This window comes from Nitrosopumilus sp. b3 (assembly GCF_014078525.1).
Taxonomy (GTDB): Archaea; Thermoproteota; Nitrososphaeria; order Nitrososphaerales; family Nitrosopumilaceae; genus Nitrosopumilus.
Genome location: NZ_MU078699.1, coordinates 1 through 24,676 on the forward strand (window position 1 = coordinate 1; position 24,676 = coordinate 24,676).

At 34.0% G+C, this 24,676-nt stretch carries 29 protein-coding genes, 4 tRNA genes and 1 pseudogene; 21 read left to right on the forward strand and 13 right to left on the reverse strand.

Annotation, left to right across the window (positions count from 1 at the left end; genetic code table 11):
- Window positions 1-234: 234 nt before the first annotated feature.
- From C6990_RS10645 to C6990_RS10665, 5 genes and pseudogenes are all read right to left on the reverse strand, one after another.
- Window positions 235-564, reverse strand: coding sequence for a hypothetical protein (locus tag C6990_RS10645; RefSeq protein WP_182131251.1), 330 nt, complete (start codon window positions 562-564; stop codon window positions 235-237).
- Between the two features lie 52 nt (window positions 565-616).
- Complete coding sequence (locus C6990_RS10650; RefSeq protein WP_182131253.1) at window positions 617-1,093, reverse strand: phosphopantetheine adenylyltransferase; 477 nt, start codon at window positions 1,091-1,093, stop codon at window positions 617-619.
- Between the two features lie 74 nt (window positions 1,094-1,167).
- Window positions 1,168-1,437: pseudogene (locus tag C6990_RS11130) on the reverse strand (hypothetical protein); the annotation flags it as partial.
- A 486-nt stretch (window positions 1,438-1,923) separates the two neighbouring features.
- Window positions 1,924-2,991, reverse strand: a complete 1,068-nt coding sequence (locus tag C6990_RS10660; protein ID WP_182131257.1) for a hypothetical protein — start codon at window positions 2,989-2,991, stop codon at window positions 1,924-1,926.
- A 308-nt stretch (window positions 2,992-3,299) separates the two neighbouring features.
- Window positions 3,300-3,373: transfer RNA gene (locus C6990_RS10665), tRNA-Ala, on the reverse strand.
- Between the two features lie 80 nt (window positions 3,374-3,453).
- Between C6990_RS10665 and C6990_RS10670 the strand changes: the two genes are divergently transcribed.
- Window positions 3,454-4,008 (forward strand): thioredoxin family protein, encoded by a 555-nt coding sequence (locus C6990_RS10670; RefSeq protein WP_182131259.1) that lies wholly within the window; start codon window positions 3,454-3,456, stop codon window positions 4,006-4,008.
- Window positions 4,009-4,041: 33 nt separating this feature from the next.
- A tRNA-Ile gene (locus C6990_RS10675) sits at window positions 4,042-4,116 on the forward strand.
- Window positions 4,117-4,123: 7 nt separating this feature from the next.
- Here the strand turns inward: C6990_RS10675 and C6990_RS10680 are convergent.
- Window positions 4,124-5,017, reverse strand: a complete 894-nt coding sequence (locus tag C6990_RS10680) for a B12-binding domain-containing protein (RefSeq protein WP_182131261.1) — start codon at window positions 5,015-5,017, stop codon at window positions 4,124-4,126.
- A gap of 201 nt (window positions 5,018-5,218) precedes the next feature.
- Between C6990_RS10680 and C6990_RS10685 the strand changes: the two genes are divergently transcribed.
- The 4 genes from C6990_RS10685 (at window position 5,219) to C6990_RS10700 (ending at window position 9,091) form a co-directional block, all read left to right on the forward strand.
- Window positions 5,219-5,614: a response regulator gene (locus tag C6990_RS10685; RefSeq protein ID WP_182131263.1), complete on the forward strand. Its 396-nt coding sequence runs from the start codon at window positions 5,219-5,221 to the stop codon at window positions 5,612-5,614.
- A 669-nt stretch (window positions 5,615-6,283) separates the two neighbouring features.
- On the forward strand, window positions 6,284-7,318 hold the full coding sequence (locus C6990_RS10690) for a hypothetical protein (protein WP_182131265.1): 1,035 nt from the start codon (window positions 6,284-6,286) through the stop codon (window positions 7,316-7,318).
- Window positions 7,319-7,516: 198 nt separating this feature from the next.
- Window positions 7,517-8,647 carry a DDE-type integrase/transposase/recombinase gene (locus C6990_RS10695; RefSeq protein ID WP_182131267.1) on the forward strand — a complete coding sequence of 377 codons (1,131 nt, stop codon included), beginning with the start codon at window positions 7,517-7,519 and terminating at the stop codon, window positions 8,645-8,647.
- A 306-nt stretch (window positions 8,648-8,953) separates the two neighbouring features.
- Entirely contained in the window at window positions 8,954-9,091 is a 138-nt protein-coding gene (locus C6990_RS10700) for a hypothetical protein (protein WP_182131269.1), read from the forward strand.
- A gap of 43 nt (window positions 9,092-9,134) precedes the next feature.
- On the opposite strand, the gene C6990_RS10705 is transcribed toward C6990_RS10700, so the two are convergent.
- Entirely contained in the window at window positions 9,135-9,578 is a 444-nt protein-coding gene (locus tag C6990_RS10705; protein WP_220463385.1) for a response regulator, read from the reverse strand.
- Between the two features lie 176 nt (window positions 9,579-9,754).
- On the opposite strand from C6990_RS10705, the gene C6990_RS10710 reads away from it, so the two are divergent.
- Complete coding sequence (locus C6990_RS10710; protein ID WP_182131271.1) at window positions 9,755-10,141, forward strand: hypothetical protein; 387 nt, start codon at window positions 9,755-9,757, stop codon at window positions 10,139-10,141.
- 4 nt (window positions 10,142-10,145) lie between these two features.
- Here the strand turns inward: C6990_RS10710 and C6990_RS10715 are convergent.
- Window positions 10,146-10,267, reverse strand: a tRNA-Leu gene (locus C6990_RS10715).
- Window positions 10,268-10,358: 91 nt separating this feature from the next.
- Between C6990_RS10715 and C6990_RS10720 the strand changes: the two genes are divergently transcribed.
- Both C6990_RS10720 and C6990_RS10725 read left to right on the forward strand, forming a co-directional pair.
- Window positions 10,359-10,432, forward strand: a tRNA-Thr gene (locus tag C6990_RS10720).
- 165 nt (window positions 10,433-10,597) lie between these two features.
- Window positions 10,598-11,461, forward strand: a complete 864-nt coding sequence (locus C6990_RS10725; RefSeq protein ID WP_182131273.1) for a DNA adenine methylase — start codon at window positions 10,598-10,600, stop codon at window positions 11,459-11,461.
- An 84-nt stretch (window positions 11,462-11,545) separates the two neighbouring features.
- On the opposite strand, the gene C6990_RS10730 is transcribed toward C6990_RS10725, so the two are convergent.
- The 3 genes from C6990_RS10730 to C6990_RS10740 form a co-directional block, all read right to left on the reverse strand.
- Window positions 11,546-12,196 (reverse strand): ammonia monooxygenase family protein, encoded by a 651-nt coding sequence (locus C6990_RS10730; RefSeq protein ID WP_182131275.1) that lies wholly within the window; start codon window positions 12,194-12,196, stop codon window positions 11,546-11,548.
- 149 nt (window positions 12,197-12,345) lie between these two features.
- Window positions 12,346-12,708, reverse strand: a complete 363-nt coding sequence (locus C6990_RS10735; protein ID WP_182131277.1) for a hypothetical protein — start codon at window positions 12,706-12,708, stop codon at window positions 12,346-12,348.
- Window positions 12,709-12,826: 118 nt separating this feature from the next.
- On the reverse strand, window positions 12,827-13,390 hold the full coding sequence (locus C6990_RS10740; protein WP_048097271.1) for a methane monooxygenase/ammonia monooxygenase subunit C: 564 nt from the start codon (window positions 13,388-13,390) through the stop codon (window positions 12,827-12,829).
- Window positions 13,391-13,644: 254 nt separating this feature from the next.
- Between C6990_RS10740 and C6990_RS10745 the strand changes: the two genes are divergently transcribed.
- The 3 genes from C6990_RS10745 to C6990_RS10755 all read left to right on the forward strand — a co-directional run bounded on the left by C6990_RS10745 (window position 13,645) and on the right by C6990_RS10755 (window position 15,188).
- Window positions 13,645-14,214 (forward strand): methane monooxygenase/ammonia monooxygenase subunit B, encoded by a 570-nt coding sequence (locus C6990_RS10745; RefSeq protein WP_182131279.1) that lies wholly within the window; start codon window positions 13,645-13,647, stop codon window positions 14,212-14,214.
- A 96-nt stretch (window positions 14,215-14,310) separates the two neighbouring features.
- A complete protein-coding gene (locus C6990_RS10750; protein ID WP_182131281.1) occupies window positions 14,311-14,625 on the forward strand; it encodes a hypothetical protein in 315 nt (104 codons plus the stop codon).
- A 38-nt stretch (window positions 14,626-14,663) separates the two neighbouring features.
- Window positions 14,664-15,188, forward strand: a complete 525-nt coding sequence (locus C6990_RS10755; RefSeq protein WP_182131283.1) for a hypothetical protein — start codon at window positions 14,664-14,666, stop codon at window positions 15,186-15,188.
- A 90-nt stretch (window positions 15,189-15,278) separates the two neighbouring features.
- On the opposite strand, the gene C6990_RS10760 is transcribed toward C6990_RS10755, so the two are convergent.
- Together C6990_RS10760 and C6990_RS10765 are read right to left on the reverse strand one after the other, a co-directional pair.
- The gene (locus C6990_RS10760) at window positions 15,279-15,548 is read right to left on the reverse strand and encodes a hypothetical protein (protein ID WP_012215889.1); all 270 of its coding nucleotides are present in this window, start codon (window positions 15,546-15,548) and stop codon (window positions 15,279-15,281) included.
- Window positions 15,549-15,658: 110 nt separating this feature from the next.
- On the reverse strand, window positions 15,659-15,991 hold the full coding sequence (locus tag C6990_RS10765; RefSeq protein ID WP_109876999.1) for a hypothetical protein: 333 nt from the start codon (window positions 15,989-15,991) through the stop codon (window positions 15,659-15,661).
- A gap of 124 nt (window positions 15,992-16,115) precedes the next feature.
- Between C6990_RS10765 and C6990_RS10770 the strand changes: the two genes are divergently transcribed.
- The 9 genes from C6990_RS10770 (at window position 16,116) to C6990_RS10810 (ending at window position 24,602) form a co-directional block, all read left to right on the forward strand.
- Entirely contained in the window at window positions 16,116-16,565 is a 450-nt protein-coding gene (locus C6990_RS10770) for a 30S ribosomal protein S15 (protein ID WP_182131285.1), read from the forward strand.
- Window positions 16,565-17,986 (forward strand): RecJ family nuclease, encoded by a 1,422-nt coding sequence (locus tag C6990_RS10775; protein ID WP_182131287.1) that lies wholly within the window; start codon window positions 16,565-16,567, stop codon window positions 17,984-17,986. Before C6990_RS10770 ends, C6990_RS10775 begins: the two co-directional genes overlap by 1 nt.
- Window positions 17,949-18,191, forward strand: coding sequence for a KEOPS complex subunit Pcc1 (locus C6990_RS10780; protein ID WP_182131289.1), 243 nt, complete (start codon window positions 17,949-17,951; stop codon window positions 18,189-18,191). The genes C6990_RS10775 and C6990_RS10780 overlap by 38 nt, the downstream gene beginning before the upstream one ends.
- On the forward strand, window positions 18,191-19,456 hold the full coding sequence (gene serS / locus C6990_RS10785) for a serine--tRNA ligase (RefSeq protein WP_182131291.1): 1,266 nt from the start codon (window positions 18,191-18,193) through the stop codon (window positions 19,454-19,456). The genes C6990_RS10780 and serS overlap by 1 nt, the downstream gene beginning before the upstream one ends.
- 40 nt (window positions 19,457-19,496) lie before the next feature.
- The gene (locus C6990_RS10790) at window positions 19,497-20,108 is read left to right on the forward strand and encodes a 30S ribosomal protein S3ae (protein WP_182131293.1); all 612 of its coding nucleotides are present in this window, start codon (window positions 19,497-19,499) and stop codon (window positions 20,106-20,108) included.
- A gap of 21 nt (window positions 20,109-20,129) precedes the next feature.
- A complete protein-coding gene (locus C6990_RS10795; protein ID WP_182131294.1) occupies window positions 20,130-20,558 on the forward strand; it encodes an RNA-binding domain-containing protein in 429 nt (142 codons plus the stop codon).
- Window positions 20,559-20,746: 188 nt separating this feature from the next.
- Window positions 20,747-22,204 carry an NAD(P)/FAD-dependent oxidoreductase gene (locus C6990_RS10800; protein WP_182131296.1) on the forward strand — a complete coding sequence of 486 codons (1,458 nt, stop codon included), beginning with the start codon at window positions 20,747-20,749 and terminating at the stop codon, window positions 22,202-22,204.
- A gap of 40 nt (window positions 22,205-22,244) precedes the next feature.
- On the forward strand, window positions 22,245-23,039 hold the full coding sequence (locus tag C6990_RS10805; protein ID WP_182131298.1) for an AAA family ATPase: 795 nt from the start codon (window positions 22,245-22,247) through the stop codon (window positions 23,037-23,039).
- The gene (locus C6990_RS10810) at window positions 23,040-24,602 is read left to right on the forward strand and encodes a vWA domain-containing protein (RefSeq protein ID WP_182131300.1); all 1,563 of its coding nucleotides are present in this window, start codon (window positions 23,040-23,042) and stop codon (window positions 24,600-24,602) included. It begins immediately after the preceding gene.
- Window positions 24,603-24,676 lie beyond the last annotated feature (74 nt).

Consider the following 24,676-nt stretch of genomic DNA (forward strand, 5'->3'; position numbering starts at 1 on the left):
ATTTCGTGAACCTCTATCATCTCGTGAGTATCTTGAACCTCTATCATCTCGTGAGTATCTATCCCTACTAGAGTTTCTAAAAGAACGGGATGGACCATTGTCTCTATTAGATGCTCTTCTAGAATTTTTTTTATCCGAATACTTTGATTTGTAGAGTTCCACTGTATTTTGGGTTAAGCTTTTTGATTATAGATACTTACAGATTGAATTTGTGCCTAAAATAAAAAAATCTCATCAGACTAATGATTTATCCATTTCAGAAGACATTATTTCCTGAACTTTGAGAAAATAGAGTTTTGTAGAATAGGGCATCTCATCTAAATTATTGTCAACTACTATCATGAAATATCTAACTGCACGTTTTGAAATATCTAGATTAAATTTCATCGAAAGGATAGGATCTTGATGGACTTTGATTTTATCCTGAAGCCAAGGAGGGGCCATCTCAATTGTTTCTTTGATGATTTTATCATACCAATATGAGAGATTCTCAGGATGTAGTCCCTGTTTAAGATTTGATACATCAGTATCAATTTTTTTCATCATATGATTTATGATTGCCATTAGGCTCAATCAAGTAATTTTGTTTTATTACGAATACTCAAAGTTAGACAAGCTACTTGTCAATTGAAAGCAAGTTTCCCTCGATGTCAATTTCAGAATTTTTTATTCGAGTAGTAGAAATTCTTTTTCCATCTTTTGCCAAAAACATAGGAACTGTAATAATTTCAACAGGTGGAAGTTTCTTTTCTGCACGTAATTTATTTAAGATGATACCCTGATTGCTAGTTTCATCGCTTACTACAAGTGCTTGAACTCCTTTTTCTAAAACTGCTGGTCCAAAATCATTATTCAGTTTACTAATTTGAAAAGAAGTATTAGGATATTTTTTTAAAAGTTCTACTGTCAAATTTTCGAGTCGTTTTTCATATTTGTGAATTAGGATTTTTCCTTTCTTTTCAGCAAGTTCATCACTTGTTAATCCAATTATGACTTTATCTGAAATATCAAATGCACTTGAAAGTAATGTTAAATGTCCTTTATGGATAATATCAAAGGTCCCACCCATAGCAACAAGTAAAAATTTAGACATGCATATGTGTAAAATTCTTTGAAAATAAATCTACTACTTTTCCATAATACTGAAAATCAGATGAAATTTTTATCCTAACTTGATAACTTCATCAATCCTTCTTTAATCAAGAATTGAATGCCCTCAACAAATGAACTGTCATCAATTTGACCATCAGCCCACCATCCAGCATTGTTCTTAATCCAATCTGGGATTTTGTTGGCAGTTGTTGAACCCTGTTCGGTCACAGGGATTTTCATCAATCCTTCTTTAATCAAGAATTGAATGCCCTCAACAAATGAACTGTCATCAATTTGACCATCAGCCCACCATCCAGCATTATTCTTAATCCAATCTGGGATTTTTGCATCAACTGATGATGAATTATCCATTTCAAGGTTTATCATAAATGAAATACTTTCCACTGTAGCCTTTGAATTTCCATACTGAGCTTTTACAAGATATTTTCCTTCATGGAATTCTTCATCGAGAACAACAGTGTATGAAAATGTCTTATCAGGGTTTACAAGTGTTTTTTGAGTAGAAACTAAATTTTTACTAGAATCAAAAAGAGAAATTCGTAAATTTCTATCCTCATTGTGTTTATTCACAGTTCCAGAAAATATTACAGACTCTCCAAGATTATATGATTCCTTATCAGGGGCGATTTTGACAGTGTAGTTGTTTGCGCTGCTTTGTTCAGGTGGACCACCATAACCTAAAGCATTTTGTCCTGAAAAAGATACTAAAAGTAAAGACATAGTAATTACAAAAAATAGACTAATTTTCATAAGTGTATTTTAACAAATCTTGCTGCATTTAAACGGTAGAATTCTGTTACTTTAACGAATCTAATTTACTAGAATTAGGACAAATGGACCCTGCTCAGATATGGGAATATTATTTCTATCCCAGACAAATGTTTCAATGAAAAACAACCCTTTTTTTTCTGGAATCCAATCTATTGATTGTGTTTGTGCTTCATTACCAATAAATCTCCCATCAAATTTTCCAATAAACTCAACATATGGCAATTCCCCTGATTCTTTGATTTGTACATAGTATGTGTATGGGGTTTCTGCAGGGATTTGTTTGCTGGAAAACTCAACTAGTGATTCACTGACTATATTTACAGTTGAACCCACCTTAATTTCAGATAGACTGTTTCCTTTTGTATCCTCTACAGCGACATTAGAAATTGAAACCAATTTTGACATTGATTGTGGAGGAGGGATTTTTACATCAACAAAATCTGAATTAAAAATATCAGACTCTGCAAATAATAAAAATCCTACAGCTCGAGGATCAATTTCTTCATTTATCTCAAAAGCTACTTCAGTGTTTGGCTCCACATTCCCAAGTTCTATTGTAGAAACCCCGAGAATTCGTGATGGTTCAAAACCATCATAAAAGGCAAGATAAACATCAGTATCAGAATTAGGAGCCCCGCCATTTTGCAATACTCCTGAGAATCTTAAAGAAGTGTCATAAAACACATCAGTAGAATAAACTGATAATCCCTTTTGTTTGGCTACTGAAGAATCAAATCCTAAAAGAGAGACAGATGCCTGAGTGATGTTAGGGTTAGGAGTTTGAGAGCGAATGGCATATGGGGATTGACCATTTGATGGAATTACTTCAAGAGTTGTGTGGCCTTGATTTATTTCCAAGGGATTAGGATCCAAATCATCATAAAATTTTACTTGAATTATTACATTTGTTACAGAAGATAATGAATCAACATTTTCAACCATTCCAACTACAACAGTATACCCTTCTGAATCCTGATATACAAAAGGAGTTTCACTGGTAAGAGATACTGAAAGTGTTGCTGGCGTATCAGTTTTTTCTTGAGAGTAAGACTGTGAAAAAGGAATCAAAAGTAAAATTAAAAACATTCCTAAAACAATTTTCTTCATGAAAGGATATTGCAAAATGAGATTAATTTCATTTAGCATAACATATAGTCAACAAGAAAGGTAACATCAATTCACCTAGTTATCACTAACATTAGAATAATAAAAAGAGATTAAAAATGATATGTATTCTTATTTTCTCTTTGCGGTAATTGCTAACCAGTAAATTAAACCTGGGGCTAAACCTACAATGAGTGGTATGAATACGGGCCATCCGTCTGCTGCGCTTGCCATGAAAAAAAACTCAAACTTATCCTATTTAAATCCATCCAGTAATCTGAAATTCAGCATAGATCGGTTTAGTCAAAAAGTGGACCGGACGGAATTTGAATCCGTGACCCCCCGCGTGCAAGGCGGGTATACTACCAGGCTATACTACCGGCCCACAACAAGTTTGGATTATCTGTGGATTTTAATTGTTGTCTTCTTGGCAAGAATTTTATTTGAAAACAAGATTGTTTCTTTATGGTACTTTTAGAATCTCAAGTCAAACTAAAAACTGGGAGTATTGCACCAGATTTTGAATTACTGGGAATTGACGACAAAAAACATTCCCTTAATGATTATAGCAGCTACAAAGGAATTTTGGTAATTTTCATGTGTAATCATTGCCCATATGTTAAAGCCAAAGTAGATGCATTAAATGAGTTGTATGAAAAATTCGGAAATGAAATTGCAATTATAGGAATTAACAGTAATGACTCTACTGATTATCCGGAAGATAGTTTTGAAGCTATGAAAGAGACTGCAAAAGAAAAAGGATTCAAATTCGATTATTTGGTGGATGAAACACAAGAAGTTGCAAAGAAATATGGAGCAATGTGTACACCTGATCCATTCCTGTTTAACAGTCAAAAGCAATTAGTTTTTCATGGAAAAATAGATAATGCTATGAAGCCAGATGATTCCCCAACTGAAAAGACAATGATCAACAATATGCAAAAATTATTGTCTGGTGAAAAAATTGAAAATGATTTTGACCCATCGATTGGTTGCTCAATCAAGTGGAAAGAAAATTAAACTTAAATGAGTCCTGCCTAGAGATTTGTTCGTGGGCTCGTAGCTCAGCTTGGCTGGAGCGTTCGACTGATAATCGAAAGGTCATGTGTTCGAATCACATCGGGCCCATTTTTCATCATTTTAGATTTTCATATGTTGTTTTTGACCATTGTAAAATATCATCAAGATGATCAGAAAGTAAATCAGATTGAATTTTGGATTTTTTTGATGTTTTACCACATAATACTAATTTCATATTTTTCCCAGATTTTTCTTTAATCGGATTAATAGAATTGGCAAAAAAGTTTAATCCTTCATTTGAATGTGAAAATATTATCACTAGTAAGAGTCCAGGTTTTTGTTTCCAGATTTTTCCTACTAGTTTTTGAAAATCTAAATCAAATAAGACATCAATTGCTGAAGACATATCACCTAGATGGAAAACCCTCCATCCATCTGAATGATATGCTGCAGAGGCAGCTTCAGAAATTAAGATACTCTGTGAATCAGCTGCAATTACAACTACATTTTTTTTTGGATCTGTTACTATCTGAATTTGATTGAATATTTGAAATGATTTTAAAATTGTAGTTTTTAACAGATTAAGTTCTGCTGTTCCAATTTTTCCTGCATCAAATAGATTTTGTATATGATCAACTGCAGGAAAGATTACTTCAAGAATCAAACGGTTAGCAGTTGCTCCAGAATGCAAGCAATTGCGAATTAAAGATTGGGCTTGTTCATCAGTACCTTTAATCAGATATTCAAGATAGGTTGGTGCCACTTTGAAATAATCATCAGGAAAATTGAAAGATTCTTGACCGGGTTCTAAAAACCATAAAGTTACATTTCCTATATTTTTTTGTCGAAGCAATCCTTCAGCTGCAAAAACTTTGAGGTATTTTGACATTGTAATTCTATTAATTCCAATTTTTTTAGAAATCTCAACTCCCGACATTCCAGTATCAGAATTTTCTAAAGATGCAATCAGCTTTCCTCTAATTGATTCTGTTGAATAGCCCCTTCCCATGATATTTTTGGATGATGGTATTGTATAAACACTAATTTTCAATAGTATTTGAGACTATTTTCAAACAGATTCATTCAAGCCTAGAGGAAGAGAATCATGAAGAAGAAAAGATATCGAAGTAATTGAAATCAGTACTCAATCCTGAAGATTGTATAGAGTAAACATACAGAACTTTTCATCATTTCAGGGATTTATGAAATTATGCATAGTGGTTCAAGGATTCTCATAGTAGAAGATTCTGATGCAATAGCGGGATTTTACAAAGAAGTTTTAGAATCTGAAGGGCATAAAGTCAGTGTTGCCATTGATGGAAAAGAAGAGATTGAACTTTATGAGAAGGAAATGGAATCATGTCAATCTGAAAAACCTCCTTTTGATCTAATTGTAAGCGACAATTCTATGCCGATATTAAACGGAATTGAGGCAGGTACAAGAATACTAGATATGATGCCAAATCAGAAAATCTTTTTTGTAACTGCTAACAAAAATGAGGTTTTGGATAAATTTAGTGTTGATGGAAAAAATATTGATGCTGCAGAAAAACCAATCAAAATTGAGTTGTTTTTGAAGAAAGTGAATTTACTTATTATGAATTAATTTTCTAAATTCTAGCCTAAAAGAATCACAATTACATCAGACTCCACATAGAATTAGATGGGAAGACACCTGCCGAGGTTGTGGGATTCATGTAAAGGGGAAAGATAAGTGGAAAACACTCATACAAAATTCAGTTAGGAAATGACAGGAGAGGGATTCTATTATGATCTTGGCAGTATGATGCTTTGGGTTTTATTGATTGGTGGAAGCGTATCGGTAGTAGCTTATTTGGTATTCAAGAATCGTGCAACGACAAAAAAACGAAATTCGTGAAGAAGGATAATTTTCATGATGTTACTTTTCTATACAATAGTCAAACCACAGCACAAGATTACTGAAATGTATATCTTTCATAATTAACATTACACAAACAATTATTTCAAAATTAGGGAGGATACAACATATTGTTATTCCTATACTTGATATTTTGAACCAATAATCTAGATGTGACTTTTCTATACAATTGTAACATCAGTGAAAGAAAATTTGAAAAATACCTGAAAATCGTATGTCCCGAAAGGTAACAGGTAGATTTTGTCCCATAAAGGTAACAGCACCCTTGAAATGGTGCTGTTTCGTTGATGGGACATATTCTCTGTGTTCGACGTCGGGACATAGGCGTAAGAAATTATGATCAATTTATTAGAAAAATACAGAACCTCAAATTTATTGGAACTGAAAGAAAGAGTCGCCAAAAACAAAACCCGAATAATTATCACAATTATTGTGGTTGTTTGTGGTTCTGTAGCCACTTCTATCATTAGTGTTGTAACAGGTGTAGATATTTTGCAAATAGGGATTATTCTTGTAACAATAATTCTTAGTGGCATAGTAACTATTTTGGGTATATTATGGGGTAAAGACATTATTCATAGAATCATTCCAATCTCTCATGAAATACATTCCACATCTAATTTTCCTATAGACCACGAATATTTCGAGAAATTACAAAGAGATATTTTAGAACCAATCAAAAATGAATACAAAAAAAGTAACGACCTTTTTCACAGTATCTACAATCTAGGAGAATCCGATAGGATTTCCATACTTGCACATTTGTATACTGCTGAAAAAAAGTCAGAACAATTTAGAGGTCTTTTTTCAGAATATTATGAAACTCAAAAAAAATTTAGGCGTATCAACATCAAAGAATCAGGCTTTTTGTACGAATTAACTCAATTTTCTGGACATGTTAAATCAGTCACTTATGACAAGAATTTCAACACACTACATAATGCTTGGTTTGACGAAGAAAAATTTAAGATCGCAATTCGTTTTCCACAAGAATTACTTCATTACCCACATGATACATTAAAAATGAAAAATTACATTGAATCTTTTTATGATTTTGATACTCCATCTGTAAGACATCAAGATGGGAAAGAAAATCTTATTTTACATAATATTGTAATGGGTGGTTCTGATTCATACGAACTTACATGTAAAATGTGGGAAAAATATAATGAAGAAATTCGAAAATTAAAACTAATCAAAGATGAAGTTGTAGAGGCATATTTTTGGTATCCTAGGCAAAAAACCAGTTTTGAAGGAATTGCACTTTTACCAATTTTGAATGATATAGACAATGGAAAAATTCGAATGGGTGTTTGTAGAAGATGTTTGGAATATTTTCAGGGTTCAGAATACGATGAATGGAAATTATTATTGGAAAAATTCTATAAAGAATTTTCGGATAAAGTTTAGTTCTTTCTTAGATACTCGCTCAAAATAACACGTATAGTTTCCGGTACTGTTTCAAGCAACCTTTCCTTACGTTCTTTCTCAAGTATCTTTTCCATTTCTTTAGGCACAGATACCATATACTTTTTCATAGCCATATACCATTAGATATAGAGGGATATCTTTATAAGACTATTGTTTCTATATACCAATAGATATCTAATGGTAACAAAAGAATACATGACAAGAGAAGAAAGGGCACAAAGACTCCTAGACAATCCAAATACTCACATCCTGAGAATTAACGACAACCATTACCAAATGAAAAGTTTGGCAACAAATAGAATCTATGAAATTTTCTCAACTGAGTTTGGATGGAAGTGTACTTGCCCTGATCATATTTATCGTAAAGTAACCTGCAAACATTCCCTAGCAATTCAAATCAGCATCAAACTAAGAGAAGAAGCAAGAACTAGAAACAAGATAGTGATCGAGGAAATTGGATGCGACAAGTGTCCATCATGCCACAGTACTGAAATTGTAAAGCACGGTATAAGACACAACAGAAACTATGATCTTCAAAGGTACTCATGTAAATCATGTAGGAAAAGATTTTCTTTCAATCTGGGCTTTGAGAAGATGAGAGTGACCCCGAAAGTCGTTACGTCCGCTATGCAACTATACTTTACTGGGGAATCTCTCAGAAACGTTCAGAAGTTCATCAGGCTGCAAGGCGTGGATGTTGCCCATTCTACTGTCTACAAGTGGATAAAGAAGTATACTGAACTAATGAAAATTCACTTGGACAGTATTACTCCACAAGTAGGTGACACATGGCGTGCAGATGAAGTCTACACAAAAATCAAGGGTGACAAAAAATACCTCTTTGCCCTTATGGATGATGAGACTAGATTTTGGATAGCACAGGAAGTCGCAGATTCCAAGTTCAAGCATGACGCTAGAAATCTTTTGAGAATGGCAAAGGACTCTATGGATATGACTCCACGAGTTTTCATTACTGACGGATTACAGGCTTATCGAGATGCCTTCAAAAAAGAGTACGGTGCAGTAAAGAAAGGAAGCCCTATCCATATCCGTCATATCTCATTGAAAGGAGATAGAAACAACAACAAGATGGAGAGACTTAATGGTGAGTTTCGAGATAGAGAGAAAGTAATGAGAGGAGTAAAGAAAAAGGATTCTGTGATTTTTGATGGTTCACAAATCTATCATAACTATGTAAGACCTCACATGAGTCTTGATGGTAAAACGCCTGCTGAGGCTTGTGGAATTGAGGTAAAAGGAAAAGACAAATGGATTACCTTAATTCAGAATGCAAAGAAGAATTTGTGATTTTATTTACTAGGCAGTCAGGACACATTATGATGCCCTGATTATTAGTTAATTTAGCCATTGTATTCCCATATTCATTATTATTTTTTCTAATTGATTGCCATTCTGTTTCAAAGAACATTATACAACACGTTGGAATTTCATGTTTGATTCCTCTCCAAAAATATTTTCCACTTTTACCAGCCATCAGGATTCAAAGTTTCCAACTGATCAAAAAACCCCCTGTTGTTGGATCGATTGACTAAAAGATAACAATGGATTAACAATGTTGCAGATCCTTTAAATGAATAATACTCAATGTTGATCATGGGAAAATTTGATTATGCAAAATGCCCTAACTGTGGCAAAGAAGCAAATGATAGATTAGAAGTTGAATCGCTTTTTGGCATTCGTAATAATGAGGGATACAAAATGGTTCAATCTTGGTGTAAAGAGTGTCGATAAGACACCTTTCCTTTTTCTTGAGAAAAGGTGTTAATTGAAAAATTTATGATGTTTTTAATTTTTGTATTTGTTTAGCAGATGTTGAACTTCGAGAATAATCTCTGTTCTCAACTAACTGTTTTGAAATTGCCATCACTACATCTCCAGTGTTAAATGGCTTGATGAGGAAGTCCTTTGCACCGCCTGATTTTATGGCAGCATCAATGATTTCCTTATTGTCCCTAGTTGAACAAACTATGATTTTTGCCTTAGGATCAATTTTTATAATTTCCTTAATTGCCTGTATTCCATTAACATTAGGCATCATGATATCCATTATCACTACATGTGGGCGAACAGTTTTGTATAGTGAAATTGCCTCAGCCCCATCTTTTGCCTCATAATGATAATATCCTACTTGCCCTTCAACAAGTAATCGCTTAACTTTAAGCCTAAATGCTTCAGAGTCATCTACTATCAAGATTTTACTAAAACGTATAGGATTCAATTATAATCAATTTGATTTGGTAAAATATAATGATATTATAGTGTGTGATCAGAACAAACAGATTTTTTCATGTCCCGACAAAAAACACGAAGAATTGTGTCCCACAGGTGAAACAGTACCCTTGAAATAAAACATTAAATACTTGAGTACTTTAATGTACGGTAAGGAAAAGTAAATTGCCAAAAGCAGGATTCAAATCAATCACAGTTTCAGAAACAGTTTATGATAAATTCCATCAAGTTTATCAAAACAATAAAGACGACCTTACAATGAAAGGCGTCAATAGTTTTTCAGGTTATGTAACTTACATGCTAGAGGAGATGATGCAAAAGGATAAGACCTTTGCAAGATATGCTCCTAAGATTGAAAAGATTTCAGTGGATGATGATCGTGTTATTCTAAAAGATAATATCAAAAATAGAATCGCAGAAGTTGCAGTTCAAAAAGGAGAGTTGTTTTGTCAGCTATGTGATGAAAAAGATTGTGTACATGTTGGTTTTGTTTTCTCATTGCCAGATGTCTATGAAATCTTAAACTCTAGAGGAATCAAGCATCCAAAATAGATAGTGGAGGAGGTGGGATTTGAACCCACGAACTCCTGAGAGACAGGATCACCCATTATTTGATCTTAAGTCCTGCATGTCCAAAAGCACATAGTGCTTACTTTGGCCAGGCTTGATTACTCCTCCAAAAATCTAGAAATCTGTGTGAAATTTAACAGTTTAGAAGAATATGTGCCAGAATGAAGAATTATAAGGATTTTCTACAGAGAATTTTCGTGCTTCGATAGCTCAGCCTGGTAGAGCGTTACATTGGTAATGTAAAGGTCGCGGGTTCAGATCCCGTTCGAAGCTTTTTCTGTTTTACAAGATTTATTGCGATTCATAAATTTTGATATTTCATGATTTTGGCCAATTTACGAAATTTGTATTTAAGCTATTGTGAGACTAGGAAAAAGTTAGTTCAAGATCAAATTATTTTATCTAAAGCACAGTTAATGATTTTTGCAATCATAATCATTGAAACAAGTTTACAGTCAGATTTCATCTGTAACCCCAAAGCCTTTCGTTAAATGGGCAGGTGGAAAACGTCAACTAATTCCAATTTTAAATGAAAATCTTCCAAAATCATTTGGAACATATTTTGAACCATTTTTGGGAGGTGGAGCATTACTATTCCATATCCTTACTGAAAGAAAGGGTCAAAAATGCAGTATCTCGGATTTGAATTCTGATCTAGTTTTGACATATACGACAATTCGAGACAGAATTGATGAATTAATTTTATCTCTAAAAAATCATGAAAAAAATTATCATAAAGATTCTAAATCATACTATTATTCAGTTAGAGAATCCAATCCTAGAAGCGAAATTGAAAAGACATCTAGATTACTGTTTATGAATAGAACTTGTTTTAATGGGTTGTATCGTGTAAATAGCAAAGGGAAATTCAATGTTCCTTTAGGTAGATATACAAATCCAAATATCGTAAATGAAGAAAATTTGCGTTCAGTAAGTTCCATTTTACAATCAAGCAAAGTTGCAATAAAATGTAGAGATTTTGAATCCGTTCTTCGAGATTCAAAAAAAGGAGATCTTGTATATTTTGACCCACCATATCAACCTGTTAGTGATACTGCTAATTTTACAAGTTATACTAACAAGAGTTTCACATATGAAGATCTCAACAGACTTGCAGATCTTTGTATGAAATTAGATTCTAAGGGATGCAATGTTTTATTGTCAAATTCAGACTCTAAAGATGTGGAAGATATGTTCTCAAGCAATTCATGGAAAATTAAAAAAATCCAAGCAAATCGTTCCATTAATTCAAATTCTAAAAAACGAACTGGACACTTTGAATTACTGATTAAAAATTATTAAAATTCTAAATTTTGTTTTTTAAAATTTTGTGTAGAGAAAACTCTAAGAGAAAATAATAAAATGAAAAGGAAAAGGTTGGAGTTTTTAGTCCCACTTTGACCAAGCGGCCATCCATCTGTATGTCCAAGTGTTCAGTTTGACACCTAATGCTGCCATTGTACAACCCAATACTGCACCTGCACCTGCACCGAGAGCAACTGGGCTGTTATAGAACTTCCCTACTTGCGGTTCGATTGGTGTCATATATGGTGGCAATGTTGGTCTTGGATATTTGAATGCCGTTTCTAGTGGGTCTGCTACTGTTATCAGGTTTACCATATTGAATAATGGTAATGACATTCCTACTAGTACGCCGCCAAACAGTATCAAGGAGTGCTTGTTCTTCTTTGTTGCCCAGTATACTAAGTCCAACAGCATCGCTGATGGTAACCAAACTGGAGTAACAATGAAGTCATATGGATATCCTAGCGAAAACCATGCGGCTTTTGCTATCCATGTGTATACTGTCATAATTAGAGCGTAGTACGTTGCTGTGCCTGGAACGCCTGTAAATGTTAGATAATAACATGCACCTACAAGAAGCATCAACGTTTGCGATATTGAGAATACCGTATACGATGTCCAAGCCCAGTCAGTGTAGAAGATGTAGTCTCCTGCATTAATTGTTAACAGTGTTGAGTTAACTGCAACTACTACTATGAATAAGTAGTGTGTACATCGTCTTAACCAGACCATATCAAGTCAAAGAAACGGTCAGTATATAAAATTTTAGAGTATGCAGAAGATCGTCAATTTAACTTTGATAAAATAATGAAAAAAAGATAAAGTCCTCAGTTGATTAAATTAAAATGAAAAAGAAGTGTCTGAAGGGGTTTTCCTTCGGGTTACCAACCAACGTATAATGATACGAATAGTACGAAAGCTACAGAAGCAGCAATACTGCCCGCAACTATACCATTACTATTTTTGTTGGAACCTTCTTCCATGACTTTAACACAGAAGATGTAACCTATTGCCTCAATGATTGCAAGTACGATGAATGCAAAGTGACCACTTGCTGTTGGATATGCCCATGGATAATAGAAGTATCCTGCTGCAGTACCACCAAAAGTTGCTAACAGTGCTGCCCAATATGAAATTGTAATCATACCAGTCATATTTTCAACGCGACGTCCAATCATTCGTTCTATATCAGCACTTGATGATCCACCAGTGCCGCCAGAACCGAATCCTTTAGGAAGAGTCATTCTGGAATTATTCTAAAGTGGAATCCTTTTAAATCTTTCTTAAACATATGGCGTTTGTACGATCTACGTCTTAATCAAACTAATAAAAGAGAAAAAAGTGTGCTTTTGCACAATTTGTCTATGGAATTGATCTGCTGTACAATTTGCCTTCTAAAGCCATCTTGTACATCTCTGCAACATATGGGTTCTCTCCAGGAGTTTCTGCACCTAGTTCAACGAGTCGAGCATATACTCTAACTACGTATGCAAGTGCACCCATGAATGCAACTACTACACCCATGTTAAACATCCAGTGATTTGGAACCGCAAATATTTCTTCTACAAACCAGAAGTGCCACATCTCATTGACCCCAATTGTAAACATAGTTGCAAGGTAACCAAGAATGGTCATCTTTAAACCAGTGTTCATTGAATTATTAGGACCTCTAAGAACTGGTACTTTTCTATCATAGATTGCTGCTGCACCCCATCCAAGTGGTAATGTGATGAAGTGGGAATACAACCACCAGTGTGCTGGTGTAAATGCACTATCTCTGATAGAAGTCTGATGTAGAGAACCATCAACGAAGTTATCTACTTCGACTGATGCTGCAGTGGATCCCATAGCAATAACGATGAGCCAGATTTTTTTAAGTCTCTGAATCTCAACTTCTTTTGGGATTAATGCGGGCATCTGTGCCATGCTAACAGTGGTGTGAATTCGGAATATAAAGTAAGAGTTTGAGGATAAAGGGATTTTATCTAATTTTTTATATAAAAAATCATTAATTATGTAAAAATTATTTTTTCTTGAAAGTTATAATAGAATAATTATATGATTTTTTTATCATTTTTGATGTATAACATCAATGATTAACATTGAAGAAAGGATCGATCCTCGTGATTAAGGTAAAACATATAACGATGTCCTTTATTTCCTCAATATTAGGGATAACTATGGTCGAAAAAAGAATTTTCGTATTTGGACTAGCTGTAGTACTTGCACTAGGAACATTAGGTTTCAACTGGGTTGAATCCATACTTCCAACTGCAGATGCACACGGTGTCCAAGCACAACTCCAGAGTCGTTTCATCAGAATTGAGGATGAAACCTTTAACAGACAATCCCTGCAAACTGGCGAGACCTTGATACTTCAAGGAACACTAGTCAGCCTTGTAGAAAGAGACCTTAGAGGATGGCTATCTATCTTCTCAGAGTCAACCAACGCAGGAAACAGATGGGAGATGTTAGCAAGAGATCCACCAGGAAACGTCTTTGACATTCCAGGTAACGCTATTGTTGATTATTCACTATCTGCAAAAGCACTTGAAGCAGGTGTATACCACGTACACACCCAACTCAATGTAGCCAAAGTTGGTCCAGGACTCGGTCCAGGTCAAACAGTTGTCGTTGAAGGAGAACCAATTATCAAACCAATCCCATATACCAACATCGCATATCAATCAATTATCATAGGTGTTGGATATGTCATTACGTTTGCAACAAGACCCTGGCAAGTAATCTAAACAACCCAACCTTTTCCTTTTCATTTTCTAATCAATCATTACAGATGACGTATTGAATTTACCAAGTTTTATCTTCTAGAAAATTATATTGAAAACATGCTAAGTTTCAAAATAATCAAATTAGATATTTTTCAAAGTTATTTTTTTGGAGAAGTAGAGTTTCGTTCAGATAAATTCAAAGTTAACATACAGAATCAGAGAAGAGGAAAAGTACTCAAATTACCTTTTGAGATAAAGCCAAAAAATGAGAAAGTGATTGTTAGGATTACAGGTCCTGACGATTTGTATGTAGAAGATTATCTCCCTTTCAAAGGAGAATCAGAATGGTTAGAGATAGACTCCGATGAAATAACGTATTCCCTAGCAGATCATCAAGATAGATTTGACACAATTGAAATTATGTTAGAATAAGAGAAAGGGCTTTAAGGAATCTGCTCAAAGTCATCACGATGAAATATCCTGGTATGGGGGATCCTTACAAAAGAAACAAGACAATAAAATTTCTCATAATAAGTGCCATCGTAGGAGGTATCGCAGTTTTACTTACTAGTTTGATAGTCAACCCCTTGATAGGAGAACAAGCACATAATGCTTGTATTGACGATTTAGATACGGATTGGAAAATATCATTTACATTTGAAATGATTGTGGATGGTCAGAAAGCAGAAGTTCAACCAAATATTGGAATAACAGAAGATTGTCAAAGAGCAATCTACACACTTTCTAATGACGGTACAGTATATGCTGAATGGACAGAAAACCCCAATTTTGAAATCGGGCATTTCTTATACATTTCTAAGTTCAAAATTAGAGATATGGAAGAATCAAAAACAGAAATTTATGTAAATGACAGATTATCAGAGAATGGTCTAAAAACACCAATACAGGACAAGTATCATTACAAAGCAGTGTTTACTTCAAAGGATTATGATTCATCTAAAGACAAAGACTTCCTACCAGAACTAGAAAAATAAATTTCAGTCTTTAACAAAAACAGAATTAGAAAACAAGGTAGTTTTCACTACAAGGTATTAAAAATAATGAAAAGAAGAAAGGAAGTAATTTTACCAGTATTTACCGTTGTCTGGAATCAGACCAATGCCTTCTCTTTCAAAGTGTCTGTCCAACTCATCGACCCATCTCTCACGGTTGTCTTTGTAAGCCCATCCGTGTACACGTAACCAGAATGAGATAATTCCAAGAAGGAATACTGTGAACATCATGGTTCCGAAGATGTAAATCATTACATCATAGAATAATGGATCATAGTTTGGTCCCAGTTGTCCTGTAAGTGAAGACAGGATGCTTAGGAAAGTTCCTACGATAGGAGTCATGATAATTTGGCTCAATTTGTGCGATATATACATTTCTTTTATTATCAGAAAGTACGAGATCAGTATTCACTAGGATACAGATAATAAAATAAGAGAAAAGTGAGGTTTGATTATCCTCTGCCCATTGCTGCGTATTTGCCAGATCTTCCTCTAATGAAGAATGCTCCTGCAATACCACCGAATACTGCACCTGCAATTACTGAGGCACCAACTACACCACTTGCATCAAGATATGGAGTTCCTGAACCAGAGGCTGGATTTGCTTCAGCAGCTTCAATTCTTCTTCTTTGAATTTCAAGTGCTTCCTCTAAAGTGTATGATCCGGTTTCACCTTCACTACCAACGTTTCCCATGTATTGTGCAAATGCTATTGCATCTTCTGCATAGAATCCCATAGTGAAGACAGCAACTAAGGATGCTGCTAATAGTATTTTTGTATTCATACCGTTTACCTGCTCGTTTTGAACCCGGTGAGTTATTTAACTTTTCTTCTAAACCCCAATTTTCGATATATTGTACGAGATCAGTATAAGTAACGTTTAATTCTGTATTTTAATGAGCCAAATCATGGGACGAATGCACACACATAGACATGGAAAATCACATTCTATCAGACCAGCTACATTACGTGCACCTTCATGGATTACACAAAGTCCTAAAGAAATAGAAGAATTAGTTGTGAAATACTCCAAGGATGGTTTAACCCCAAGTCAAATTGGAATTAAATTAAGAGATCAGCATTCTATTCCACTAATCAAACCAATTACTAAGAAAAGCATGGGTGAAATTCTTGAAGAAAATGATTTGAAACCAGAAATGCCAGAAGATCTCGAAAATATGGTAAAGAAGGCAGTCGGTCTTCAAAAACACCTAAAGGAAAACAGAGGAGATAACAGAAATGTTAGATCTTTGGAATTAATAGAAGCCAAAGTTCACAGATTGTCTGTATACTATAAAAAAATCGAAAGAATTCCTAAAACCTGGAAATATAAATCCGTGGTTGCTCAGTTAGAGTAATGACAAAATCGCTTGATGAGTCACTGTCATATTTCAAAGATAAAATTTCTGATTGCATAAAATCAAAAAAATCAATTTCAGTTACAACCCACATTGATTGTGATGGACTTACATCTGGAAGTATTATTACCAAAGCTCTAATCAGAGCGGGTGCTAATTGCACTGTCAGAACATCAAAAGAATTTAGTAAAAATGTAGTAGAGTCCTTCAAAACAGATTCCAGGGATTTTCATGTAGTCACAGATCTAGGAGGAGGTTTTGCAAATGAACTTGATTCAGCTCTAGGAGATAATTGGATTGTATTGGATCATCATCAAATTCCAGATAAAGAGATAGATAATCAAAATGTCATAAACGCATGGAAATATGGAATTGATGGAGGAGTAGAGATTTGTGCAGGGGGTATGGCATATCTTGCTTCGATGTCACTTGATGAAAAAAATTCAGATTTGTCTGCCATTGCAGTAGTTTCAGCATTAGGTGATAGACAAGATCAGGGAGAAAGAAAATCATTTACTGGTAAAAATTTTGAGATTGCAAATACTGCCAAAGAACAGGGTTTGGTAGATATCGATTTAGATTTATTACTTGTAGGCAGAGAAACCAGACCTCTTCCAGACGCACTTGCATTTACATCGCAGCCATTTATTGAAGGTCTTACCTGGAATAGAGACGCATGTCTTTCTCTTCTAAATTCATCAGGAATTAAGCTAAAGGATGGGGGCAGGTGGAGAGTTCCAGCAGAATTAAACGAGGAAGAAAAAAGACAAGTAATTGAGTCAATTTCAAAATTTACAGCAGGCAAAAATGCTACAGAGATAATGTCTGAACTAATTGGATATACCTATACATTCCCAAGAGAGGACAACAGAAGTTTTCTCCGAGATGGAAGAGAATTTTCAACCATGTTAAATTCCTGCGGAAGGATTAATCGTTCAGGTGTTGGAATGGCAATATGCATGGGAGATAGAAATAAGATACTCAGAGAGGGAGAAAATATTCTAACAGATTACAGAAAAATGATCAGAGAATACATGAGCATCTTATCTAATGAGAGATGGCGAATTTCAGAAAGTGAAACCTGCATTATGGTAAATGGTGAAGACATAGTACCTGAAACAATGACTGGAACCATATCATCATTAATTGCAGGCTCTCCGAAAAATTCAGGGAAAATTGTAATTTTGAGAACAAAAGGTGAAGAAAACACAATAAAATTCTCATCAAGAAAATCATTTGGTTGTAATTCAGATATCAATCTAAGTGAAATTATGAGAACAGGTGCCGAAAAATTTGATGGTATTGGAGGAGGGCATAACGCAGCAGCAGGGGCAAAAATAACTAAAGACAAATTGGACGAATTTCTCAATTATTTAGAAGTAAATGTCGTTAACGTGTCAAGTCCAAGTAGTTCTCAATAACATATCACAAGAAAAAGCCAAAACTGTTAAAAAAGCACTAGAACCTGATAATGTAAATTTTCCAGAAGGATTGAGTCTTTATGTTGAAAATATTGATAACAAACTAGTTTTTAATTTTGAAAGTAAGAAGAACATGAAGCATCTTATTGGAACAGTTGATGAAGTATTGGAACATATCCAAGTAGCATTAAAGGTGATAGAGTAATGCTAGATCCAAAATTGATCAAAGAAAAACCTCAGATCATTCAAGATATGCTAAAAGCAAGAGCAGTGAAATTTGACTTGGATGGATTAATTGAGTATGATCAAAAAAGACGTGAATTTATCATAAAAACAGACGAATTAAGAAAAAAGAAAAATCAAGTAGCATTAGAAATTTCACAGAAAAAAAAGAAAGGGGAAGATGCATCATCAATTTTAGAAGAGATGAAGAAGGTCTCAGGAAAATTATCAGAGTTGGAACTAGAGCAAGAGAACATTGAAAAATCATATTCAAAACTGGCTCTAACTATTCCAAATCTAGTTCATAAAACAGTTCCAGTTGGAGCAGATGAAAGCTCAAATAAGGAAATCAGAAAATGGGGTAAAATTCCAGAGTTTGATTTTAAGATAAATGATCATATAGATATTTCAGAAAATTTAGATTTAGTGGACTTGGAAAGAGCTGCAAAAGTTGCAGGTGCAAGATTCTATTATCTAAAAAATGACCTTGTAAGACTCAATCAATCATTAATTCATTATGGATTAGATTTTCTTGCAAAAAAAAATTATTCATTAGTTCAACCACCCTACATGATTAATCGAGAATCGATGGAAGGGGCAGTAATAGCAGATGATTTTGAAGACGTCATTTACAAAGTTGAAGAAGAGGATCTCTACATGATTGGCACGTCTGAGCATGCAATGGCTGCTATGCATTCTAAAGAAATCATTGAGGGGAAAGATTTACCTTTAAAATATGCTGGAGTAAGTCCATGTTTTAGAAAAGAAGCAGGGGCACATGGAAGAGATCAGAAAGGAATTTTTCGAGTACATCAATTTGATAAAATTGAACAATTTGTTTTTTCTAGACCAGAAGATTCTTGGAATGAGCATGAAAAAATGATTTCAGTTGCTGAGGAATTTTATCAAAGTTTAGAAATTCCCTATAGAGTAATGCTTTTGTCAACTGGAGACATGGGAAAAGTTTCAGCTAAAACATACGATATTGAAGCTTGGATGTCAGGACAAAATGCGTATCGAGAGATCGTATCATGTTCAAATTGTTTGGAATACCAGGCAAGAAGATTGAAGATACGATTTAGAGACAAAACAAATGAAGACACTCAATATCTGCATACTCTCAACAGTACACTAATTGCCACAACTAGAATTTTGGTAGCATTAATGGAGAACGGTCAAACAAAAGATGGGCACATCAAAATCCCTCATGCTTTACAGAGTTACATGGGAAATCAGAAAGAGATCTAGTGACATACCCTTATATTTTGGGTTCAAAGGTCGATAATAATTGGCACGTAGAAAAGGTCGAGTAAAGGACAAGTGGAGAGAAAAACGCTGGGTTACAGTATATGCACCAGATTCATTTAACAACGTACCAATAGCTTATGTACCAATCACTGATGATGATAACGCAATTGGCAGGGTTTTAGAAGTTACATTATATGATATTCTGAAAGGGGATCCTTCACAGCATCAATACAAAATATATTTTCAGATTAACAAGGTTGATGGCGACAAAGCAACAACAATGTTCAAGAGATATGAATATTCAAAAGAATTCTTGCGTAGTTTAGTCAGACGTGGTTCGTCAAAAATTAACTTTAGTATAGATATCAAAACAAAAGATGGTTACATCTTCAGAATCAAATTACTTGCTCTAACACATAGACAGCTTAACACATCTAGACAACATGCCCTTAGATTAATTGCTCAGGACATTATCAGAAAGACAATTCCAGAAATGACAATTGATCAATTTGTTCAGGCAACATGTTATAGTAAAATTAATTCAGATGTAATGGCAGCATTTAAGAAAGTTATCAGAGTGAGACATGTTGGTCTTGAGAAAGTAAAACTCATCAGAACAGCAGATAAAGAAACAGTGTTACTTGAAGCCTAAGTACCATATTCTTTTACAATAATGATTGATAAGATCGAAGTAACAATTGATGTGATTGTTCATGCTACAGAAGACATCTCAAAAATTTTTCAATCATTCGAAGATTTGTTTGAAATTAAAAAAGAAGACTTTACAGTTCGTGAAACTTTAGGATATTTTGAAAATCCAATTATTATGTTGAATGCAAAAATTGAAAAAAAACAGGCTCAAAACTTTATCAAGAAACTTTTAGGATTGCTCTCAAATCAACAAATTACCGAATTAATTGACCAGATTGAAGAAAGAACAGTGGATTCTAGATTTCATGTTAGATTGGATAAACAAGAATTAATCAATGGTAGCATCATAATTAAAGAAAAAGACACAGTAAAAATAAAAATTCATACTCCCATTTACAACAAAAAAGATACAGTAAAAACATTTACAGAAATTTTTCAGATTGCCAACTAGATTAAATAGGAATGACTGAACAATTTAGCTTGGGAATGAGGAAATAACAGCCGCTCCAGTCTGAGTTAAAACAATGAAGAGGCCGCGACGAACCGACCCCATTTTAATCGTATAATGAACTAAGTATAGGAGATCGACATAGATCATCATGGTATTATTTTAAATACGGATAGACGGCCCGAATTATCGTGGTAGATTACGATGTTATAGTTGCAGGAGGAGGTCTTGCAGGTACAATTACAGCACAGGCGATTTCTCACTATTCAAATCAAAACGCAAAAATTTTGGTTGTTGATAGAAACACAGAATTTTTGCCAGGTAGAAAATCATTAGCTGGATGGGTTTGTGGAGACGCATGTTCAAAAGAAGCAGTTGATTTTATGTCCGAAAGAATCAAAGTTGAATGGACCAGACCTGAAATCGAACATAACGTAAAAGGAGTTATGGCATTATCACCAGACAGAGAAACTGCAATTCCTTTCGATGGTGATGGATTTATGTTGAATCGTCAAAAATTACCAGAAATACAAAATGAAAGATGTAAAAAAATGGGTATTGAGTTTGAATATGAAATTAATCTAACTGGTCTAGTTTATGATGGGCAACAAGCAGTAGGAATTCAAGGCATAGATAACAAAACAAAACAACCATTCAAGAAAACATCAAAAATTGTAATTGATGCAACAGGGGTCACATCCATGCTTAGAAATGGACTTCAAAACTCTACGAAGGTAGAAAAGAGAATAGATAGACGAGATTTAGAATCAACTGGAAGATACATCATGCATTTTGAACCGGGAAAAAAGGATCTAACTGAATTTGATCCGGATTATTGTATAATTCATTTAGATCAAGATATTGCACCTGGAGGATATGGATGGGTATTTCCAAAAGGAGAGACTAAAGTTAACATTGGTTTAGGTGTAGAAAAATCTCTGTTAGATAAACGAAATAAAAGACTGGGTAAGAAAGACAATGTTGAATCACTAATGAAAGAATATCTTGCAAGAAATGTAGCTATCAAAAATGCAAAGTTATCAGAAGACCCACAAGACATCAACAATAATTCAGGAGTTTTCCAAGTTTCAGTCAGAAGACAAAACGATTGTATGGTATCTGGGGGTTACATGATGGTGGGAGATTCTGCATGGATGCCAAAACCTATTGATGCAGGAGGTATAGGACCAGCATTAATTGCAGGAACTATTTTAGGAAATAATGTAGCTCAAGCTTTAGAAGCAAATGATGTTTCTGAAGCTGGTTTATGGCAATACAATTTAGATTACATCAAAGAATACGGATACAAGACTGCAGGTCTTGAACTCTTTAGACGATTAATTCAACAAATGTCTAATGAGCAAATCAGTTATGGAATGAAACACTTTTTGGGCAAACTTGATGCTGAGTCAATTAGTAAAGGTGAGCATCCAGACTTTTCAGGATTAGGAAAAATTGGAATGATAATTAGAGGTGCAATGAACAAAACAGTTGCAGACGGACTAAGATATACTTCCAAAGAAAATCAATGGTTAGTCGAACATTACAATAATTATCCAAAAGATCCATCAGGATTTGATGAATGGAATAAAACATTGCATCAAAGACTAGATCAAGCTTTTGTTAAAGTAGAAGCATTTGGAAAATAGATCTAATATTAAATATTGTTTAAATCAATCAAAACATACTTTGGAAGAAGTTCAATATCTTGATTGGAATAATTCCTCAGATATACTAAACAAAGCTTTTGAAGCAGGTCTTTTTGTTCTAATTATTGGACCAAAGGGCACTGGTAAAACATCCCTAGTCAGAGATTTTGCAAAGAGTAAAAATGTAAATTTACAATCAACCAATTTCAGTCTAAGAACAAGAGAGAGTCACCTAGTAGGATCAAAAACCCTTACTGATGGAACTGTTACCTTTGACGAAGGAGTTTTGATAAAATCAATGAGAGAGGGAAACATACTATATTTGGATGAGGTAAATGCAGCAGAAGCCGATGTTTTACTTAGACTCGATGAAGCATTAGATGACAGACGTCAAATTGTATTAAAAGAATCTACGGGTGAATTAATTAAAGCAAAAGAAAATTGGTTTGTAGTTGCAACAATTAATCCATTAACTCATAGTGGAACAAAGGAATTACCACCTCAAATTCTAAGTAGATTCCCAGTACGAATTAGATTAGAATACCCTCCTGAAGATATTGAATTAGAAATTGTAAAAAAACATATTTCTGGAGAACATGAATCAGAGATTATTCAAGCAATAAAATTAGCAAATACATTAAGACAGGCAGCTGCTGTTGAAGAATTATTTTACTCACCTAGCTTACGAGAAACTATTGCATTTGCAAAATTGTTGGATAAAGGAATGACTGCAAAAGATGCAGCAAAATTTGTTTTTGGGAATGTTTACACACAATGGGGAAGTATAGAATACCAAAAGGTGAGTGACATCATTACGTCGATGTTTGGAAATTAAATGCAAGCAATTCAATTACAAACAGAATCAATTGTAGAGATTGCCACATTTCTTGTAAGAAGATGGGCTGAAAAAGAAAAAATGATTGTAGAAATTTCAGACAAAGTTGAAACGAGAACAAGATTAAATGAAAATAAAATAATCATAACGCCCTTAGAAAAAAGAATTGGAAATGATTTTCAAAAATATCGTCAATTTAGAACTTCATTATGGTACGAAGCAATGAGGGTAAAATTCTGCAAAAAAATTCTTAGCAATGATCATGCATTTGGATTTATTCTCAATACATTAGAAACACAAAGAGTTGAAAGACTAGGTAGAGAAATTTGGAAAGGCATGGATTACGAGATTATCTTTAATTATACTTACATGCTTGTTGCTAGACCACAACTACATTCAGTTTATGGAAAAGCAAGGATAGTTGAAGCATTCTATCAATACTTTATGTTTGGAGCAATTAAAGGAGAAATTCAATCTAGCCAATTTGAGCAAATAAAAAAAGCAACAGCATTCGCAAATAAAATAGTCAATAAAGCAATTGATGAAAATCATGACACTGAATGGCTTGAAGGAAATGTTAGTGAGATAATTAAGATTCTAGATATCGATTCACTTCTAACGATTCCAGTATCCTTGCCTTTTATGAAAGCAGGAATGGCATTATCTGAAGAAGAATTACTTAAAGTTCTAAAAATAGTTTCAAAGAACAAAGAAGGCGATTTTGGCTCAATAGATCCTGCATCTATTATGAAAGGGGAGAACGTATTAGATGAATACAAAGTACTACTAGATGAAAATAAAAAAACAGAAAATAAAGGACTGAACCCAGAAGCAATTGGAGTTCAAACTCCTTCTACAAAAAATGTTGATGAAACAGTAATTTATGATATGAGTTTGATTAACGGATTAAAAATGAAATTTAAAGAATGGAAAACAGGTTGGAAAGAACAACATCTGAGAGCTGGAGATGAGTTTGATGAGGAAAATTACATTGAGGGGAATGAACCATTCTTTACAGATGTAAAAAAATCTATTAAAACTAAAATTGTAATATTGTTAGATCATTCTTCAAGTATTGCTTCAGATGCAATAGAGTACAAAAAAGCAACATTAGCTTTATGTGAAGTTTTGTCTTATCTTAATGTAAAGTTTGCAGTATACGCATTTAGTACAGAAAACAGAGCAGTTGTATGTTGGTCAGTTAAACCAGATAATGTAAAGTGGAATAGTATTACTGCAAAAAGATTGGCTCAAATTGTAGCCAATGGATCTACGCCATTAGCAGAGGTGTATGATAAAATGTTTCCAATTTTACAATCAAAAAGACCAGATATTTTTTTGACATTAACAGATGGAGAGCCTTCTGATCCTGATGCAGTAAGACTAATGACCAAATCATTCAAAGGATTAGGCATCAATATGGTATCTTTAGGCCTTGGTCCCAATACCGTAAGGGCAACCACAATTGCAAATAATCTAAAACATTTAGGTTATGAAAAAACTATGGCCGTAAGTAGATTAAAAGATATTCCTAGTAAGGTTATTAGTATTTTAGATGTGTAAATAAAATCAAAAAATCATTTCATACTATTTTTCTTATGAGATATTTTATATGAGATTAGAAATGATGCAAATTT